Raw genomic sequence first — 19,462 nt, 5'->3', positions numbered from 1 at the left:
AGATACACCACTTAGCAAGAAAGAGTGTGCATTATGAGCACTCCTGAGCAAACACCCTTTTGCTAGTCAATGTTAGTCGAGCCAGGAGAGGTAGCAGACCCTGGCCTTAACGCCGTTGCGATTAAACCAGTCCAGCCAGATGATCTGATTGTCTCTTAGGGCATCTCCCGGTCCCTTCACCTCGATAAGCTCGGCGGTGACTCTGTTATTGGCCGAGTTCGGTATCCCGTCATCAGTTGACAGGCTCTCGCTAGCGAGATGAAAACGGATGAGATCGGGAAAACCCGCACGGTAATAGCGCAGATCGAACAGCATCTGACGAAATAGCCTTGCCAGGAAGGCGCCGCTAAAGGCCATTAGTGCCAGTTGCAGGAGAAGCGGTATCTCATCTTTGTCTTGTCTATTTGTTATACCAAGGTCAAGCAGATCCAAGCTTGGCTCCTCAAACAATGACCAGTGAACCCAGTCGTTGGTTATCCCGCGTTTTTGATGAAAATGCTCCATTATCATCTGGGTGTCACCCGAGGCTAATGCCGCGAGACGTTCCTCGATAGGGATTTTACGCCGTGGGTAAAACTCGCTCTGATACATGTCGCTCGGCCTACTCTGATAGGGATTGGCAAAAGCGCCGCCGACATCGGCGAAGATGATGTCCCAGAAGGCCAGGCCGAACAGGCTACAGAACAGGCGGTTCTCAACCTCGATACACAGACGCAGCTGCTCACCCTCCACAGCGCTCAGGTGCCTGGCGGCGCACAGCTCTACGCGCTCGGCATTTGAGACGCCATCTTCCCGGTTCTTATCGGCCCCAGTGCGCTGACATTCCAGCTTGAAGGTATTAAATTCTCCTTGCCAGAGCTCGGGGGCCTCGAGTCCAAGGCTGCGATGAAGACTTTTTTGCAATCGTCTGGCGACCAGACGCTCGCTCTCCTCTATTGGAGACTCTAACATCAGCTCAACTAGCCCTAACGCCTCATCATCACGGCCAAGCTTATTCAGGCAGCGAGCCCGGCGCTCCCGGCTTGGCGTTCTCTCGGTATTGGCGTACAGGGCTAATGCTTGCTCAAACTGACCTAAGCGCTCTAGTTGGCGCGCCGCCATTAGCCAGAGGCCCTGGGTCAAGCGCGCTAGTTTTTGATTCACAGCATCTTTGGTGAAATTCGGCAGCTCGGTGAGCCGCTGACAAAATGAATCAAATTTTTTGATGTCAATATCGCTCGGCTTACCACCAAGGTCACCCTCTTCAAACTCTTCATATAGCGCAGACAACCTATACAAGCCTTCTATCTCTGCTCGCGTATTGAAACTGCGGCTGGCGATACTCGTCGAATAGGCTTCAAAATTATGAATACCAAGATCGGCCAGGATGAACTGACTCAAGGACTGACTCATACGCTCAAAATAGAGTAATTCGAACCGGCGATAGACGACCTTGGGGCTAAGGTTAAACCAGTAGTCTTCTGGTACCAAATGGCTTAAAATTCGCGACAACAACCCCGCACCTTGGGCATATTCGATTAGCTCGCGCTTCTTCAACCACTTAACGGCAGCAGGATCGAGATAGCTCACCTCGACAGATTCTCCCGATACCAAAGCACTGCTAACCTCGGCTATCGCTCGCCCTAACTCCGTCTTAGTGCTCTTTTGCAGCAGCCAGGATATATCGGGCTGCTCATAGCAAATCAGCTTGTGATCACAAAGCGTTGAGATAGCCCCCTGGATATCCTGCATCTCGTCGTAGCTAAGCTGAGCTAAGCAAAACCAAGGGCCCTTGCGGGAGATAAGCCTAACCAGCAGACACTGAGCGTCATGTGTTAATGCAGAAAAGCTATCGATGAAGCCAAGTTCGACCTCATCGAGGAGATCGCCATATCGGCGGGCAACACCCTGGAGCATTGTTTGGAAGTTAGTGAGGTAGTAATAGCCAGGCAGCACCTTAGCCTTCTTCGAGGCGTCTCTACTAATCTGAGTTTGTCTCTCTTTCTCTCGCTGCGCCATTAAGGTTTCGCTCTCAATTTTCTGTTCATCAGCTGCTAAGCAGTGATTATACTCCTAGTCACGTACCTTAAATAACTCACAATACAAGGCCCTTTACAAGGCTGAGGAGTTAACGCATTCTTAGCGAAACGAGAAGTGCCGTCATTTGGCGATAGAACAGCGTAGGAAAACTGCTCATGTGGATTCAAGTCGAGATAAATCTGGCCCCGAGACAGCGCGGTTATCATCTGATCACCGAGGAGATCTATCGCGCCGCCCCGCAACTTCGCGAAATAAAGATAGGTCTCGCCCATCTGCTGCTACAACACACCTCGGCGGGGCTCACGCTCAACGAAAATGCCGATCCCAGCGTGCGCGAGGACTTCGAGCGCTTCTTTAACCGTCTGGTGCCGGAGAATGAGCCCTACTACACCCATACCTATGAGGGGGCTGATGACATGCCGGCTCATCTCAAGTCATCCCTGCTGGGCTGCGAGCTGACACTACCGATCACCAATGGCGAGTTTAACCTGGGGACCTGGCAAGGGGTCTACCTGTGTGAGGCCCGCGACCGCGCCAGTAGCCGGACGCTATTGCTGACCATTCAGGGCGAATAGCCCCTACATCGGTATCACTGACGGTTCAGTGATTGACTAATCAGTGACAGGCTGCTCGGTCCTTAGTTGCGCTTAGATTGGCTACTCTGTGATGGGCTGTAAGAGGGCCAGCCAATCATCCCTGTCCATCTCGGCGGCCGTGAGGCTCTCGGTCTGATACATGCTTTGGGCCAGCGCCTGTTTACTCTGCTGCAGCTGCTGTATCCGCTCCTCGACCGTATTCTGACAAATCAGTTTATAGACAAATACCGGCTTATCCTGACCAATGCGATAGGCTCTGTCACTGGCCTGCTCCTCGGCCGCCGGATTCCACCAGGGATCCACATGGATCACCACATCTGCCTCGGTCAGGTTGAGTCCAGAGCCGCCCGCCTTGAGGCTAATGAGGAACACATTGACCTCGCCGCGACGAAAACGCTCTATGATCCTGTCGCGATGGCGACTGCGACCGGTGAGCATCTCATAGCCTATCTGCTGGCGATCCAATTGCTCAGCGATTAAGTCCAGCATGCTGGTAAAGGAGGAGAAGATGAGTATGTTGCGACCATCTTCAATCATGTTCGGCAACTTGTTCTCCAGCCAGGCAAGCTTCGATGACTCTGCATTAAGCTCATCCTGACCACCATCGAAGCCCGTTACACCTTCCTTGGAATTAGCCTCGGGGGAAATCGCCGCTTTTGAACGCTCAGCGTCGCCAATCTGACCCAGATTCAGCATCGCCGGATGACAGCACACCTGGCGCAGCTTGAGCAGCGCGTTACTGATCATCAGGCGATTGGCCTTGGCGCCGGTTTGCCTGAGGGCCAACTGCACCTGCTCGGCCACGGTTAAGCGAATCGTCTCGTAAAGATCGGACTGGCTCTGACTGAGCTCGATCAGGGTATTGATCACCGTCTTGGTCGGCAGCTCTGTCGCCACCTGACTCTTGGTGCGTCTGAGCATGAAGGGGGCCAGACGCTGAGCCAGCCGCTGACGACTGGCGTCGCAATGATCCTTCTCTATCGGCTGTTTAAACTGACGTTGAAACTGGCTCGCGGTGCCCAGGAAGCCCGGCATCAAGAAATGAAACAGCGACCAGAGTTCTCCGAGATGATTCTCCATCGGGGTGCCCGTGAGACAGAGGCGATGCCGAGTCTGTAACCGGTTCACCAGCTTAGTGATGCGGCTACGACTATTCTTGATAGTCTGGGCCTCATCCAGGATCACCTGATGCCAGTTGAGCTGAGTCAACCGCTCGGCGTCCTGGGCCAGGATCCCATAGCTGGTGATCAGCACATCGACATCTTTCAGCGCCTGCTCGTTATCATGACGGGCGCGGCCACTCCAGACGAAGCTACTCAGGCTTGGGGTAAATTGGGCGATCTCCCGCTGCCAGTTGCTCAAGAGGCTGGTTGGCGCAATAACCAACACTGGCGCCTTACACACCCCAGCCTGTTTATCCATTAGTATGCTACATAGGGTCTGCAGTGTCTTACCCAGCCCCATGTCGTCGGCCAATATACCGCCGAAGCCCTGTTGCTTGATGAACTGCAACCAGGCAACGCCATCCATCTGATAGGGGCGCAGCTCGGCGTTGAGGTCTTTTGGCACAACCAATTCGGCCCTTGCCAACTTGCCAGTTTGGCTCTCACCGAGATAACGCCCTAGCGCCTCGGCATGTTGTCTCAGCTTGGCCTCCCCCGACCAAGCCAGCGCCTTTTCGTCTCGATTTATCGCTTCATCGAGCTGAGGAATACGCCCAAGATGATGTCTGGCCAGCACCAGGTTCTCATGATCATTGAGGGGCTGCTGGGTAAAGAGTTCATCGAGCACGGCTAAGATACGTTGGATACGCGCGGCAGGCAGCGTCAGAATGGCACCGGATTCAAGCTCGAGTGGTACCTCCTGAGTTTTATCTTTTTTACCCTTATCTTCGCTAAGATTCGTACTCGCCCCTTGGTGAAAATCTCGACTCAGCTTGCCCTGACGAATAAGATTGACCAGTAGCGGCAGAAGATTGACCCTTTCACCCTCGACCTCAACCCCCAGGCTGAGCTCGAACCAATCCTTGTCGGCGCTGTTTACCTCGCCATACCAGGCATTGGCCGCCACCTGAACGAAGCGCTTCTTGGCCACGAGTTCTATCTGCCAGCCCAGTAGCGACAGGTAGCGCAGCAAGATCACATGCTCGCTCACCTCCCCCGGAACCAGACGCAAGCCTTCACTGAACGTCTCTGTCACGGCAGGTTCAAATTGACTGGTGAGCAGTGGCAAGGGGTTGAGTAGTAACTGGCACTTGGCAAATTGCGCCATAAAGGCCTTGTGACCCGCCCCGAGGTAATTCAAGGATTCAAAATCGTAACTCTGCCCTCTATGTACCATGGAAAAACGGGCAACATCTACAGGGGCCAGAAGTGGCTCCTGCCAGCTATTATCTAGGCTCTCGCGGGCGATCTCTAGCCTTGGTAGCCAATCGCCGTCAAGATCGACGCCTTCTAGCAGATGTTGATTTATCCGCCTGTCCTGGCGTTTATCGATAATGCCTGTGCCCGAGCAAGTGTCCAGCCAGACGCCGGGGCAAAGCCGCACCATGAAGCTTTCATCTAAGTAATCTTCATCATAGTGGGTCGCTAGACGCACCGGCTCTCCCGCCACCTTGCCAAAGAAACAACGCCCGCTGGCAAACAGCAGGCGATAGAAATCACTACCAAGTAGAGCTAACTTGTCATTGCTATCGTGAGGATCGGAAGTCACTCCGCCATGGGCACAGTCGAGATCGATAATGATCGCCTGCTCGCTTGACGTTTCAGCCGGTGACAGAGCTTGCTGGGCCGTTTGCGCTTCCAGGCTAGTCGCGACAATGCTGCTCTCACCGGTTTGCCCCTCACCAGGATCGCCTGCCACCTCTCTGAGCCTGTGGAGCAACTTGAGATCTGTCTGACTGACATATTTAGGTACAGGTTGGCTCTGCAGCAGCTCGAACCCCAGAGGCCCCTTGAGCTGATAACGACCATTCTTATTCAGATAGCCCTTGATCACCTTAAGCTGTAAGCCTTCGCTGCTCGGCGCTAACAGGTAGAGGATGCGGTGGCGCGCCATGGCGGGAAAAGGATCGAAACGCTCCTTGAGATCGCTGCGAAACAGGCGAATCGCCGTATCTGAGCGTCTGGAACGCCCCTGCTCCTCGAGCGCCGCTCTCGCCGCCTGTTCGACAACCAAGGCGGCCTGATGGACACAAAGTGGCTGACCACAGTCGCAGCGGCCGCTTATCTTACCCTGATCGTTGAGGGAGACCTGACTGCTTACTTGGGGCTCACCGGCAAAGACGCCGCGAATAATATGGGCCTGGCGCTGACATTCCAGCAACCGGCCACCCAATAAGGCTTGCAGTGCAGAAAACCTTTCTTGATGTGAAAACTCTTGTACAGCGGTTTGTAATAACATCGTCCGAGAAAAAAGCAGATAAACCAAGATCAGCGATTGAAAGGAGAGATGATATCACTAATTGCCGGGCGAGTTATAGCCAGTAAAGGCCAAGTGTCGGCATACTGCGCAGTTACCTACGCCCTGTGCCGACACCTGTGACTGAGATCACAAGGAATGAGGATCTCAAGGATTTAAGAGGCGGACTCTGCCGTACGCTTCATACGCGCCAGATAGAAGCCGTCGAAGCCGCTATCGGCCACACTCACGGTTTCATCGTCGATGAAACTAAAGTGCGGGTTAGCAGCCAGGAAGGCATCGACTTGCTGGCGATTCTCCTGGGGCATGATAGAACAAGTGGCATAGATCAAGATGCCATCGACCTTCACCATGCGGCTGTAACTCTGCAGAATATCCTTTTGCAGCTCGACCAACACAGGTAGGCGATCCGGGGTGTCACGCCACTTGGCATCGGGATTACGCTTAAGTACCCCAAGGCCTGAGCAAGGCACGTCCAGAAGTACCCTGTCTGCACTGAGTTTAAGACGCTTAATCGTCTTGCTACTTGCAATGATACGGGTCTCGACATTGTGGGCACCGGCGCGGCGCGCACGCTGCTTGAGGTTATCCAGTTTCCACTGCTCCACATCCATGGCCAGCAGTCTGCCCTTGCCCTGCATCTGGGCGGCAATGGCCAGTGTCTTACCGCCGGCGCCGGCGCAGGCATCGATCACCCGCATGCCAGGTTCGGCACCCACGGCCGCGGCCACGTGTTGTGAACCGGCATCTTGCTGCTCGAACAGCCCCAGCTTGAAACACTCGGTGCGAAACAGCGCCGCATCAGAGATCACCTCGAGCGCACTTGGCACGCCAGGCACCTCACGGGTCTCGACCCCTTCCTTGGCTAGACGCTTTGCAAGATCCTCACGATCTGTCTTAAGCGGGTTTACGCGCAGATAACGCTTTGGCGCCTGTGCCAGCGCGGCGCGCTCCTTGGCCCAATCACCGCCTAACTGCTGCTGGCCCAAGGTATCGAGCCATTCGGGGCAGCCATCGAACAAGGCTTCCTGTTGCTTGGCATCGGCTAAACGCTGATTAAAATCATCTTCTTCGATCGCCAAGGTGTACTGCAACTTAGGGATCGGCAGCTGGTTCGCCATGTGCCAGGCATTGAGCAGGCGTGATCCCATGCGGGCAATCTCATCGGTTGAGATATCCGCCAGATAGCAGTAGAAGTTGAGGCGGCGCAGCAGATCACCGGTGACATAGGTGATACGTGCCTGCTCTGACGGCGCTAACTTGAGACCCGAGAAGTGATGGGAATAGGCTCTGTCCAGCGGTTTACCCTCTTCGAGCACCATGGCCAGCACATTGATAACTAATTCGGTTGAACTTGGAGATAGCGACGCATTTAACATAGTAGAGCCTAAAGTAGCAGAGCTAGATAATAAAAATCGCTGGCGATCATAGGAGTTAAGCCCCTAATAGGCAAGCGATAGCGGCCATTATGGCAATAAAAAAGGCAAGCATTGCTGCTTGCCTCTGAATTATAGGTTTAAAGACCCAAGCCTTAGAGCATAGCCCCTAGAATTTAGACCCTTTCACACCATAAAACAGTATGAACAGATAACAGATGATCGGCAGGAAGAAAGCCTGCTGAATACCTATGTTATCCGCTAGCACACCCTGTAATAGTGGCAGTATCGCGCCGCCGACGATGGCTAAACAGAGTACGCCAGAACCCTGTGAGGTGTGCGGCCCAAGATCTCGCAGCGCCAGGCTAAAGATGGTTGGGAACATGATAGAGTTAAACAGGCCTACTCCCAGAATCGCCCACATGGCCACGGTACCCGTACTGGTCATCGCCAATGCAACCAGTAGAGCCGCCATCAAGGCGTTGAAACCGAGCACAGTACCGGCAGGCACCTTCTGCATCACGGCACTACCAATGAAACGACCTACCATGGCGCCACCCCAGTAATAGGTGATGTAACTCGCGGCGCTGGCCTCACTGAGTCCGGCAATGTCATCCTGGGCCAGGAAGTTCACCAGGAAGCTGCCGATAGACACTTCAGCACCCACGTAGACGAAGATCCCCACGGCGCCGAGCACCAGATGCAGTGATTGCAGTGCGCTGGTCTTGCCATTATGCACCACCTCGCCCTGCTCGCCGCTCTGGCAATGCTCTTTGATCTGCGGCAGATTGAGCTTGGCAAACACCAACGCCAGGATGCCCAGGGCACTGGCCAGAATGAGATAAGGCAGTTTAACCACTTCCGCCTCGGCCTGGGCCTGAGTCAGGCTCTCGCTGGCTTCCACCGCGACAGAGAGGATCAACACGGCGCCGAAATATGGCGCGACCGTGGTGCCCAGTGCGTTGAAGGCCTGTGTAAGATTAAGACGACTAGAAGCGGTCTCTACGCTACCCAGTGCGTTCACATAGGGGTTCGCCGCCACCTGCAGAATAGTGATACCAGAAGCCAACACGAACAAGGCGCCAAGGAAGAGTCCGTAGGTTGCCAGCGCCGCCGCAGGATAGAAGAGCGCACAGCCCAGAGCCGCGATCAGCAGACCCGTCACTATCCCCTTTTGATAGCCGAGGGCTCTAACCAGCTTACCCGCCGGCATTGAGACCAGGAAGTAGGCGCCGAAGAAGCAGAACTGGATCAGCATTGCCTCGGCATAGTTGAGCGAAAACGCCGCCTTAAGATGGGGGATCAAGATGTCGTTAAGACAGGTGATAAAGCCCCACATGAAAAACAGTGAAGTCAGGGAGACTAACGCGAAACGATAGTTCTCCTGTTCACCGCCGACCCCGGTAGCCGTACTACTTTGTTGCATCATTGCCATGGTGTAGTTCTCTTTTGTTATTGTATATTTGGTTTATGCTGTTAAATATTTTCACGCAAATAGCTGGCTACCGAGAGCCATCTATTCTGATGAGCTATTTCTAAGCTGTTTATTTCCAGGCCCTTTACTTCCAAGCCCTTTATTTCCAAGCATAGAAACAACCGAAACCGTCGAATTGAATCACACCGCCTTTCAACTCTGCCTTAGGCAAGCCATGTCCATCCAAAGGCGTCAGGGCTTTCTCACCGAGATCTGGCAGGCTGTAGCTCTGTGGCTGACCACTCAGGTTAAAGGCAACCAGCAGGGTCTGCTCGCCTAGGCGACGCTCAAACACCAATAGCGCATCGCTTGACTCAATAAATTTGATGTCACCCGTAACAAGAATGGGGTGCTGTTTACGCCAGGCCAGCATGTGACGGTAATGGTTCAGAATCGACTCAGGATTGGCGTCCTGAACATCGACCGCCACGGCCTTGTGAGCGGCCGGTACTGGCAGCCAAGGGGAGTTGTCACTAAAGCCACCATGCTGAGCATCATGTCGCCAAGGCATAGGCGTGCGGCAACCGTCACGCCCCTTGAACATAGGCCAGAAGGTGATACCGAAAGGATCTTGCAGCTGCTCATAGGCGATCTCTACCTCACCGAGGCCCAGCTCTTCCCCTTGATAGCTACACACGCTACCCCGCAACGAGCAGAGCATGGCGTTGAGCATCTTGGCCATATCGGCATTAAAGGCGTCTCTGCCCCAACGGGTAGCGACACGCTGCACGTCGTGGTTGCCTATCGCCCAGCAGGGCCAGCCATCGCCTATGCTCTGCTCCAGGGCTTCAACCGTGTGGCGGATATAGGCCGGGCTAAAGTCATCGGTGAGTAGCTCGAAACTATAGGCCATATGCAGGCGACCCTCGCCTTGGGTATATTCGGCCATGGTCGCCAGCGAGTCTTCGGAGGAGACCTCTCCTAGTGTTACCACGCCAGGATATTGGTTGATCAGTGCCCGCAGCTCTTCAATGAAACCGACGGTCTGGGGACGGGTATTGTTATAGTAGTGATACTGATAGGCGTAAGGGTTATCTTCGCTAAACCCCCTGCCCTGACGCTTGTCGGCAGGCTTAGCCGGATTATCCCTTAGCTGCTCATCGTGATAACAGAAGGTGATCGCATCGAGGCGGAAGCCGTCGACGCCTTTATCGAGCCAGAACTTGACGTTATCCAGCACGGCCTGGCGAACTTCTGGATTGTGAAAGTTGAGATCCGGCTGACTGGTCAGAAAGTTATGCAGATAATATTGCTGACGACGAGGCTCCCACTCCCAGGCACAGCCACCGAAGATCGCCAACCAGTTGTTAGGCGCGGTGCCATCTGGCTTAGGATCGGCCCAAACATACCAGTCCTGCTTGGCGTTGTCGCGGCTTTGGCGACTCTCGCTAAACCAGGCGTGTTGATCTGAGGTGTGACTCAGCACCTGATCGATAATCACCTTAATACCTAGGCTATGTGCCTTATCGATCAACTCATCGAAATCCGCCATGGTACCAAACATAGGATCGATGGCGCGGTAGTCGCTGATGTCGTAACCGAAGTCTTTCATTGGCGACTTGAAGAAAGGCGAGATCCAGATGGCATCCACATTCAGGCTCGCAATGTAGTCGAGTTTACTGATGATACCCTGAAGGTCCCCTACACCGTCGCCATTGGAATCCATTAAGCTGCGAGGATAGATCTGATAGATGACGGCGCCGCGCCACCAAGAGAGTTGGTTCATTATCGCCCCTAGGTCACCAACGACTATATTAAAGGCAAGAGACTGCCTCTGGGTTGCATACCTGTTACCCGATCGTTGTCGACGAACAATTGTTATTAGAATGAAACGAGCATACGTCATCCGGGAAATCGGGTTCAACACCACTGCATACGTATGCAAAACCAGCAGGCTAAAAGCACCTTGTGACCACTTGGAGTAAAAACAAATATAAACATATAGTTAGCCTGACTTTTAAAGGCTATTTTGTGACCTGACGCACCCCATCGACAGCCCCTTTTGAGGCAGAGGTCACTTTTGAATACGTATGCATAATATTGTGACCGCGATGAATGCGAGAGTAGTATCGGGTCTGCTACATAACAACTTAGAAACAAGTACAATAACAAGCACTCTCATTCACCTATATAGCTGTGAACAAGGGTCCCCCCTTATTTCACGCATAAGAAGTAATACAGTATGAATAGAGTGAAAAAAGGGGAAGATGGATGTTTCAATTTAAACCTAACCTACTCACGCTAGCCCTGCTTACTGCCGGTGTCAGTGTGCAAGGTTTTGCAGCCGACGCGGTAGAGACAGAAAACCAAACGCAAGCCGAGCAATCGATCGAAGTGATTGAAGTCACCGGGATCCGTCGCAGCTTGCAAGAGTCTCAGTCACTCAAGATGTCTTCATCATCTGTCGTCGAAGCCATTTCAGCTGAAGACATAGGTAAACTACCAGACGTAAGTATCGCCGAGTCACTCGCTCGACTACCGGGTGTTGCAGCGCAGCGCCTCGATGGCCGCGCGAACGTTATCTCGATTCGTGGTCTGGGCCCAGACTTTACCACTGCCACCCTAAACGGTCGTGAACAGGCCTCAGTTAACGATAACCGCGGTGTCGAGTTCGACCAATATCCTTCTGAACTACTGAACCGTGTCGTCGTCTACAAGACGCCAGATGCCTCAGTAATGGCACAGGCTATCGGCGGAACCGTCGACATGCAGACCATCAGCCCCCTAATTCACGGTGAACAGACGATTGCCGTCTCACTTCGCGGTGAGATGAACGATCTTGGCGCGCTAAACAGCGATTCAACCGACAAGGGCTATCGCAGCAGCATCTCCTACATAGATCAATTTGCCGACGAAACCATAGGGATCGCGCTGGGTTATGCCCGCATGCAGTCGCCTAACCAGGAAGAGCGCTGGCAGGCCTGGGGTTACCCAGAGCTTGATTATGATGCAAACAATCCTAAGGTATTAGGCGGTGCCAAGCCCTTCGTTCGCTCAAGTGAGCTAGAGCGTGATGGCGTATTGGCTGTGCTCGAGTATGAGCCAAACGACAGCTTCAAGTCTGTCATCGATGTTTACTACACCAAATTCAAAGACGAACAACGCCTTCGCGGCATCGAGATCCCTGGGCAATGGGGAGCTGGCTGGGGTAACGCTGGGATCACGGCACTGGAGACCCAAGACGGCCTGGTCACTAAAGGGGTGATCAACGACGCTGCGGTTATTGTACGTAACGACATCAACGTACGTGATGCCGAATCTCTCTCTATCGGGTGGAACAACAAATTTGCCATCAACGATAACTGGAATGTCGAAGCCGATATCGCCCTCTCTAAGGCAAGCCGTACCGACTTGGGTATGGAAAGCTATGCGGGTACGGGTCGCGGTAACGGCAACGGCGCCACAGATACACTAGGTTTTGAATACGACGGCCAGGGCGGGTACGACTTTACCCATAACCTGAACTACGCCGATCCCAATCTGATCAAGCTGGGCGGCGCCTTTAGCTGGGGCGATCCTATGGGTCCTAGCAGCCAAGATGGCTTCATCAACAAGCCAGAAATTGACGATGAACTTAAATCACTACGCCTTGCTGCAGAATATATCTTCGATGACGGTGCTATCAGCAGCATTCAGTTTGGTGTCAATCGCACCGACCGCGAGAAGAGCAAGCGCGACAACGGCTACTATCTGACACTTAAGAACTACCCTGACATGCTCACAGTGCCAGAAAAGTACCTGCTGGATCCAACGTCTCTCGCCTTCTTCGGCATGGGTGACATGCTGAGCTATGATTCATTGGCCTTCTACAACGACGGTAACTATATCGAAACCAATGCCGACTCGGTCGATCTGAGCCGCGCCACCAACTCATGGGATGTGTCTGAAGAGGTGACTACGGCATTCGTTAAGGTGAACCTTGAGACAGATCTTTATGATATCCCTGTCACGGGTAATGTTGGCCTGCAAGCTGTTTACACAGACCAGAGCTCTGATGGCACGGTAGCGACAGTGGATAGCGGCTCGGTAGTTAAGACTCCAATCACTGCAGGTGACAGCTACACCGAATGGTTGCCAAGCATCAACCTGGGTTTCGAAGTTGCTGAAAACCAAATGGTTCGCGTCGCTGCGGCTCGTACTCTGACCCGTGCGCGCATGGACAAGATGAACGCCAACGTGAACTTCAGCTATAACGCCAACCCAACCGATGGTGTTAACTGGTCAGGTGGCGCCGGCAATCCATATCTGCGTCCTTGGCTGGCACGTCAGTACGATATCAGCTACGAGAACTACTTTAGCGATCAAGGCTACTTCGCGCTGGCAGTGTTCTACAAAGACTTAGAAAACTACGTCTATGATCAGCAATCCAACTTCAACTTTGGTGAGTTGTTCCCAGAACAGCCAGGCAACCCTATCGGTAACGTGACTCAACCGCAAAATGGTCAAGGTGGTTACGTACAGGGTATCGAGGCCTCTCTGTCACTGGACTTTGGTCTGTTCGCCGACAGCTTGGAAGGTTTCGGTACTATCCTGAGCGGTACCTATAACGACAGTGAAGTAAAAGAGACGCCAGATAGCGATCCAACCACGTTACCGGGTCTGTCTGAGAAGACCTTCAACGCCACTGTTTACTATGAAAATGCTGGCTTTAGCGCTCGCGTCAGCTCACGCTATCGTAGTGACTTCCTAGGTGAAGTGACCAAGATCAGCCTGCAACGTGAAAACGTGAACATCAAGGCTGAAACCGTGGTGGACGCACAGATTGGTTATGACTTCTCTGAGAGTGGTATCGACGCCCTTTACGGTCTGTCGGTGCTCTTCCAGGTAAACAACCTGACCAACGAGCCATTCACCTCTTACTTTGGTGATGACAAGCGCGAAGTACGTGACTTCCAAAACTATGGTCGCAACTATATGTTAGGTTTGAACTACAAGTTCTAAGCTAACTGGCCTGAAAAATAGCCTCTGTAACCCTGTTACGGGGGCTTTTTTTTAAGGAGCAGGTTTTCAGGAGCATGCCTTTAAGGAGCTAAAGATGACGACAGCGATAAAACATCTGGTTATCGTCGGCGGTGGTAGCGCGGGATGGATGGCGGCGGCCATGCTGACGCGTATGATGGGAGAGCAGCTTAAAATCACTTTGGTGGAATCAGATGAGATTGCCACAGTTGGTGTAGGAGAAGCCAGCATTCCGCCATTGCAGGTCTTTAATCGCGCGTTAGGCTTAAACGAGTACGAATTTCTCAAGGCAACCCAAGGAACCTATAAGCTAGGCATCGAATTTGAACACTGGCTCACCCAAGGCCAGGCCTATATGCATGCCTTCGGTGCTCAGGGCAAAGATCTTGCTCTCACCCCCTTTCGTCATCTCTGGTTAAATTCAAATCCTGAGTCAACAAACGACTACTGGCGTTACTCGCTAAATTTCCAGGCCGCTAAGGCCAATAAGTTTCAGCCTCTGGCTCAACTGCCTGGTACAGATCTGCCGGGCGTTACACATGCCTACCATTTCGATGCCGGCCTCTATGGCAAGCTGTTATCAAAATACAGCCAACAACGCGGCGTAAGACGCATCGAAGGCAAGATAACCCAGGTGGTGTTGGATAAAGAAAGCGGCAACATAGACTATCTCGACCTAGCAGACGGCCAGCGAGTGCGCGGCGATCTCTATCTCGATTGTTCGGGATTTCGCGGACTGCTGATCAAACAGGCGCTCAAGGTCGAGTATGAAGATTATAGCCAGTGGCTGCAGTGCGATCGCGCCATCGCCATGCCGACAGAGGCCAGTCAGCCGAGGCGCCCCTATACCCGCGCCACCGCACACAAGGCAGGTTGGTGCTGGCAGATCCCCTTGCAACACAGAACCGGCAACGGCATCGTCTATTCGAGCCAATACATGAGTGACGATGAGGCCCTATCACTGCTGAAAAAGCATGTAGACAGCGCGCCAATAGGCAAGCCGAGAACGATTCAGTTCACACCGGGACGCGTCGCCAGACAATGGCAGAACAACTGCGTGTCACTGGGATTAGCCAGTGGCTTCTTAGAGCCGCTGGAGTCCACCAGTCTGCACCTGATCCAAAGCGGTATCATTCGACTAATAAAACTCTTTCCTAACCAAAAGAATCTAGATGCCTTAAGGGCAGAATTTAACCGTCAATCGGCTGAAGAGTTTGAGCAGATCCGCGATTTTATTATTTTGCATTACAAGCTTAATCAAAGGGATTATGACCCATTCTGGCGACATTGTCGCGAGATGTCGGTGCCTGATACCTTAACGGCCAAGATGGCACTTTTTTCCGCCTCGGGTGTCATCAATTGCCCTCAAGAGTCGCTCTTTAGCGAAAGTGCCTGGACCCAGGTGATGCTGGGGCAAGGCCTGATGCCAAGTAGCGCGCATCCGCTGGCAGGCGCCCTCTCCCAAGAACAAACCGCAGAGCTACTCCACAATCTAAACAGAATCATTACCAAGACGACTGACGCCATGGCGAGTCACGACGACTACCTCAAACAACACTGCGCCGCGCAGTCTGAGCATTAAAAGGATACCTAGATGAAACTCTCTCACCTCTCCCGCTGTATCACCTTAGGTGCATTAGCCACAGTTGGCACCGTCACACTTCCTTTTTTGGCTAACGCAGAAGAGCAGGCACTTAGAATCGAGCCCCTCAACTGGTGGGCGGGCATGCAGCACAGTCAGCTACAGCTGATGGTTCACGGCGAAGATATCGCCAAGGCCAAGGTCAGCATCAAGGCTGACGGCGTGACCCTTAAAGGCGTCGAGACGACCGAGAACCCCAACTACCTGTTTGTGAACCTGGACACCCAAGGCGCTAAGGCACAGAGCTTTGAGCTGACATTCGAACAACCGGGCCAGGCGCAATTTAGCGTTACCTACGATCTGCTCAAGCGCGACAAGGGTAGCGCGGCTCGCCAGGGCTTTAGCAACAAAGACGTTATCTATCTCATCACGCCGGATCGTTTCGCTAACGGCGACCCCGCCAATGACAACCAGGCGGACATGATAGAGCAAGCCGATCGCAGCAATCCGGGTGGCCGTCACGGCGGCGACATTCAGGGGATCATCAATAGCCTGGACTATCTGGCAGACCTTGGTGTCACTCAGCTGTGGATCAACCCACTGACCGAGAATAACCAGGCCGAATACTCCTACCACGGCTACTCGGTCACCGACCACTACCGCATCGACCCAAGATTTGGCAGCAATGACGATTACCGCCAGCTGGCCATCGAGGCGAAACAGAAAGGCATAGGCATTATCGCCGATGTTGTGGTCAACCATATCGGCTCTAACCACTGGTGGATGGATGATCTGCCCAGCCAAGATTGGGTCAATCGCCCCGATGGCTTCTTGAAAAAGCAAGCCTCGACGCAAGATGCACCTGCCATCGACTTCACCACCCACAGACGTACCACGCTGCAAGACCCCTACGCGGTTGCCAAAGACAAACGCGACTTCAGCCAGGGCTGGTTTGTGGAGTCCATGCCAGATCTTAATCAGGAGCAACCGCTGCTGGCCAACTACCTGATCCAAAACAGCATCTGGTGGGTAGAATACGCCCAGCTTAGCGGCATACGCGAAGACACCTACTCCTACGCCGATAAGGATTTTCTGGTCGATTGGACCCGCGCCATCATGACTGAGTATCCAAAGTTCAACATCGTCGGCGAAGAGTGGACGGGTAACCCAATAACCGTTTCCTACTGGCAGAAGGGCAAGGTCAACAGTGATGGCTATCAGTCAGAGCTGCCGAGCCTGATGGACTTCCCCCTCTATGAGACCCTTATCAAGGCGCTGAGCGAAGAGGAAGGCTGGAGCGAAGGCATGATGCGCCTGTATGAGTTCCTCGCCAACGATGTGGTCTATGCCGACCCGACGCAACTTGTGTTGTTCGAAGGCAATCACGACACCAATCGCCTCTACAGCCTGCTGGGTGATAACTTAGCCCTGACCAAGATGGCACTGGCCTATGTGCTCACCAGCAATCGCATTCCGCAGATCTTCTATGGCTCAGAAATTTTGATGCAAAGCCCGACAAAAGATCGTAATGATGGCATCACCCGCTCCGACTTCCCCGGTGGTTGGCAGGGAGATGCCATCTCAGTTTTTGATAACAAAGGGCTGAGTGACGATCAACAGTCTATGCTGAGCTTTACCCGCACCCTGCTTAACTTCCGCAAACAGGCAGACTTCATCCACAGCGGCGGCCTGCGCCACTATGTGCCTCAGGATGGCGTATATGTGCAGATGCGCTGCGCCAAACAGGATTGCAACGACAAGGCGCGCCTCATGGTGATCTACAACAAATTGGAAAAAACAGTCGAGTTACCTTTATCGCGCTACCGGGATCTGCTGGGCGATGTCCGCACGGCTCAAGATGTGATCAGCGGCGAAACCGTTACGCTGGATAAGACCCTTCAAATCGAGGGACAAGGCGTTACCCTGTTAGCCATTGAGGATGCGAAATAATGACTAGTGCTCGTCACGACTTGAAAAGGCCCTTAAACATTCCGCTAAATAAGTTGAGTGCCGCGCTTTGTTGCGCCACGCTGATGATCTCAGCCCAGACCTTCGCCCTGCCCCAGATGGCGGCGGCAAATAATGCAAAAACCGCTAGCGGCCAATCTACTGACGCGCAGTCTACGTGCGGCAAATGTGTGACTAAGCCTGTCATCTATCAGGTGTTTACCCGTCTCTTCGGTAACACCCAGACCGCCAACATCCCCTGGGGCACCAAGGCGCAAAACGGCGTAGGCAAGATGAGTGACTTTACACCCAAGGCGCTAGAGAGCATCAAATCCTTAGGCGTTAGCCATATCTGGTATACGGGGATCCCCCACCATGCCTTGGTCGGTGACTATAGTGAGTATGGTATCGGCATTGACGATCCCGATGTGGTCAAGGGCCGTGCGGGCTCCCCCTATGCGGTGAAAGATTACTATAACGTTAACCCGGATCTGGCAGACGATCCCGCCAAGCGCCTTGAGGAGTTCGAGGCGTTGATCGCCCGCACCCATGCCGCGGGGATGAAGGTCGTGATAGACATAGTCCCCAACCATGTGGCCCGCGGCTATCACTCGCTTTCGGCCCCGCAAGGAGTGAGCGACTTCGGCGCTGATGACAACACTCGGCTAGCCTACGCCAGAGACAACGACTTCTATTATGTGGCGGGTACGCCCTTCGAGGTGCCAGATCTTAGCCAGGACCTTAAGGCCCTCGGCGGCGAGGCCCATCCCCTCGTCGATGGCAAGTTCGAGGAGTTCCCCGCCAAATGGACGGGTAATGGTGCCCGCGCGGCCAAGCCAGATCAGAACGACTGGTATGAGACGGTCAAGATCAACTATGGCATCAAGCCAGATGGCAGCATAGATCATCCTCAGTTGCCTAAGGGCTTTGCCACCAAATCTGTTGCCGAGCATTACGCCTTCTGGCAACAGGTGCCTAAGCAAAGCATCCCCAGCTCCTGGCATAAGTTCAACCAGATTGCCCAGTACTGGCTAGCCAAGGGCGTCGACGGTTTTCGCTATGACATGGCCGAGATGGTGCCGGTTGCCTTCTGGAGTTACTTAAACAGCAATATCAAACAGACGAACCCAGATGCCCTGCTGCTCGCCGAGGTCTATACCCCAAGTCGCTACCGTGACTACATTCATCAGAGCAAGATGGACTACCTCTATGACAAGGTTGGACTCTACGACAGCCTCAAGGCGATCATCCAGGGGAAGGCGGGGACACAAGCAATCGAGCGCGATCGCGAAAGCGTTGCTGACATCGCCGGGCACATGCTGCATTTTCTGGAGAACCACGACGAGCAGCGTATCGCCAGTCCTGAATTTGCCGGTGATCCCAAAAGCGCCCTGCCTGCCATGGTGATCTCCACCACTTTGAGCCAGGCGCCCACCCTGCTCTATTTCGGTCAGGAGGTTGGCGAAGATGGCAGCGAAGAGGCAGGCTTTGGTAAGCCGAGCCGCACCAGCATCTTCGATTATATCGGCGTGCCGGCCCACCAGCGCTTTATGAACATGGGTAAATTCGACGGCGGTCAGTCATCAAAAGAGGAGCTGAGTCTGCGAGCCTATTACGCCAAGCTGCTAAACCTCAGCCACAGCCTCAGCGCCCTAAGCAGTGAATATGGCGATTTGCACACAGCCAACATAGCCCAAGACAAGGGCTATGACGCAGACCTGTTTGCCTTCAGCCGCTTCGACGACAAGCAAAGGCTCATCATCGTCAGCAACTTCGCTAAAGACAAGGCAAAGCACCTCACCCTAGAGCTACCCACAGCTTTAATTAATCGCTGGCAACTCGCTCCGGGCAACTACCCGCTAAGAGAGATGCTAAGTGATGAGAAACCTAAAACGCCACTGACACTAACGACGAAGGGAGGCCAAGTCACACTCGACCTAGCACCACTTGAGTCAAAGGTGCTCGTCGTAGGAGAGAAATAAACCTACTAGCCCATCATTTCAAGACATCAAAGCGAGTAGAATGAACATTAACCACGCTCAGCCTACTCGCTTTGGACACCAACTCATTCAGTCTGAAATACCAATCT

At 53.4% G+C, this 19,462-nt stretch carries 10 protein-coding genes; 5 read left to right on the top strand and 5 right to left on the bottom strand.

Annotated features, from left to right (window positions below):
• Positions 1 to 72 precede the first annotated feature (72 nt).
• Entirely contained in the window at positions 73 to 1,998 is a 1,926-nt protein-coding gene (locus GNT65_RS01075) for a VRR-NUC domain-containing protein (protein WP_160793288.1), read from the bottom strand.
• A gap of 176 nt (positions 1,999 to 2,174) precedes the next feature.
• Between GNT65_RS01075 and GNT65_RS01070 the strand changes: the two genes are divergently transcribed.
• Positions 2,175 to 2,594, top strand: coding sequence for a secondary thiamine-phosphate synthase enzyme YjbQ (locus GNT65_RS01070; RefSeq protein WP_160793287.1), 420 nt, complete (start codon positions 2,175 to 2,177; stop codon positions 2,592 to 2,594).
• An 81-nt stretch (positions 2,595 to 2,675) separates the two neighbouring features.
• On the opposite strand, the gene GNT65_RS01065 is transcribed toward GNT65_RS01070, so the two are convergent.
• From GNT65_RS01065 to GNT65_RS01050, 4 genes are all read right to left on the bottom strand, one after another.
• Positions 2,676 to 5,939 (bottom strand): DEAD/DEAH box helicase, encoded by a 3,264-nt coding sequence (locus tag GNT65_RS01065; RefSeq protein WP_160793286.1) that lies wholly within the window; start codon positions 5,937 to 5,939, stop codon positions 2,676 to 2,678.
• A 251-nt stretch (positions 5,940 to 6,190) separates the two neighbouring features.
• Positions 6,191 to 7,414, bottom strand: coding sequence for an RsmB/NOP family class I SAM-dependent RNA methyltransferase (locus GNT65_RS01060; protein WP_160793285.1), 1,224 nt, complete (start codon positions 7,412 to 7,414; stop codon positions 6,191 to 6,193).
• A 166-nt stretch (positions 7,415 to 7,580) separates the two neighbouring features.
• Positions 7,581 to 8,846, bottom strand: coding sequence for a sugar MFS transporter (locus GNT65_RS01055; RefSeq protein ID WP_160793284.1), 1,266 nt, complete (start codon positions 8,844 to 8,846; stop codon positions 7,581 to 7,583).
• A 139-nt stretch (positions 8,847 to 8,985) separates the two neighbouring features.
• Positions 8,986 to 10,611 (bottom strand): alpha-glucosidase family protein, encoded by a 1,626-nt coding sequence (locus tag GNT65_RS01050; RefSeq protein ID WP_160793283.1) that lies wholly within the window; start codon positions 10,609 to 10,611, stop codon positions 8,986 to 8,988.
• Positions 10,612 to 11,096: 485 nt separating this feature from the next.
• Between GNT65_RS01050 and GNT65_RS01045 the strand changes: the two genes are divergently transcribed.
• From GNT65_RS01045 to GNT65_RS01030, 4 genes are all read left to right on the top strand, one after another.
• Positions 11,097 to 13,826: a TonB-dependent receptor gene (locus GNT65_RS01045; protein WP_160793282.1), complete on the top strand. Its 2,730-nt coding sequence runs from the start codon at positions 11,097 to 11,099 to the stop codon at positions 13,824 to 13,826.
• A gap of 94 nt (positions 13,827 to 13,920) precedes the next feature.
• Entirely contained in the window at positions 13,921 to 15,426 is a 1,506-nt protein-coding gene (locus GNT65_RS01040; RefSeq protein WP_160793281.1) for a tryptophan halogenase family protein, read from the top strand.
• Between the two features lie 12 nt (positions 15,427 to 15,438).
• Positions 15,439 to 17,376, top strand: coding sequence for a glycoside hydrolase family 13 protein (locus GNT65_RS01035; RefSeq protein WP_244952061.1), 1,938 nt, complete (start codon positions 15,439 to 15,441; stop codon positions 17,374 to 17,376).
• A complete protein-coding gene (locus GNT65_RS01030) occupies positions 17,376 to 19,355 on the top strand; it encodes an alpha-amylase family protein (RefSeq protein WP_244952060.1) in 1,980 nt (659 codons plus the stop codon). Before GNT65_RS01035 ends, GNT65_RS01030 begins: the two co-directional genes overlap by 1 nt.
• The last annotated feature ends 107 nt before the right edge of the window (positions 19,356 to 19,462 follow it).

The sequence above is a fragment of the Shewanella insulae genome (assembly GCF_009831655.1).
Classification (GTDB): Bacteria; Pseudomonadota; Gammaproteobacteria; order Enterobacterales; family Shewanellaceae; genus Shewanella; species Shewanella insulae.
Note: the sequence above shows the minus strand (reverse complement) of the source record. Positions and strands in the feature narration are given on the sequence as shown.

Coding starts and splice junctions, on each gene's coding strand:
- GNT65_RS01030 (WP_244952060.1), top strand. CDS start 17,376: ATGACTAGTGCTCGTCACGACTTGAAAAGGCCCTTAAACATTCCGCTA.
- GNT65_RS01045 (WP_160793282.1), top strand. CDS start 11,097: ATGTTTCAATTTAAACCTAACCTACTCACGCTAGCCCTGCTTACTGCC.
- GNT65_RS01060 (WP_160793285.1), bottom strand. CDS start 7,414: ATGTTAAATGCGTCGCTATCTCCAAGTTCAACCGAATTAGTTATCAAT.
- GNT65_RS01055 (WP_160793284.1), bottom strand. CDS start 8,846: ATGGCAATGATGCAACAAAGTAGTACGGCTACCGGGGTCGGCGGTGAA.
- GNT65_RS01035 (WP_244952061.1), top strand. CDS start 15,439: ATGAAACTCTCTCACCTCTCCCGCTGTATCACCTTAGGTGCATTAGCC.
- GNT65_RS01040 (WP_160793281.1), top strand. CDS start 13,921: ATGACGACAGCGATAAAACATCTGGTTATCGTCGGCGGTGGTAGCGCG.
- GNT65_RS01070 (WP_160793287.1), top strand. CDS start 2,175: ATGTGGATTCAAGTCGAGATAAATCTGGCCCCGAGACAGCGCGGTTAT.
- GNT65_RS01075 (WP_160793288.1), bottom strand. CDS start 1,998: ATGGCGCAGCGAGAGAAAGAGAGACAAACTCAGATTAGTAGAGACGCC.
- GNT65_RS01050 (WP_160793283.1), bottom strand. CDS start 10,611: ATGAACCAACTCTCTTGGTGGCGCGGCGCCGTCATCTATCAGATCTAT.